Genomic DNA, 516 nt, shown 5'->3' on the forward strand with positions numbered 1-516 from the left:
CAACGTTAACCGTTTGGTCCTTAGGTGTTGGTGTATTCTTATCTGCGTTTGTACGAGGATCTACTACAGTAACCTTAACTGAGACTTCATCAATTGAACCATCTGGATAAGTCACAACGACAGTTGTTCCTTTATCGCCCGGTGTTGTTGTATCCACTGGTGTCTTGAATTCGAACTTAGTTCCTTCTGGAAGATCACCAACATTGCCGATTGAATCTTGTGCTTTTGGTGTTTCACCAACGTTAACCGTTTGATCCTTAGGTGTTGGTGTGTTCTTGTCCGCATCTGTACGAGGGTCTACAACTTTGATAGTGACTGGAACTTCATCAATTGAACCATCTGGATAAGTCACAACGACAGTTGTTCCTTTATCGCCCGGTGTTGTTGTATCCACTGGTGTCTTGAATTCGAACTTAGTTCCTTCTGGAAGATCTCCAACGTTACCAATTGAGTCTTTAGCATTTGGCTGATCGCCTGGTTTTACCGTTTGATCTTTGGCTACAGGAGTGTTCTTAT

At 42.8% G+C, this 516-nt stretch carries 1 protein-coding gene; it reads right to left on the minus strand.

Features of this window, described 5'->3' with window-relative positions:
• The coding region (locus HMPREF2867_RS02555) for a Rib/alpha-like domain-containing protein (RefSeq protein WP_256263052.1) at positions 1-516 on the minus strand (516 nt) is incomplete at both ends.

Source organism: Streptococcus sp. HMSC064H09 (genome assembly GCF_001812625.1).
Taxonomy (GTDB): Bacteria; Bacillota; Bacilli; order Lactobacillales; family Streptococcaceae; genus Streptococcus.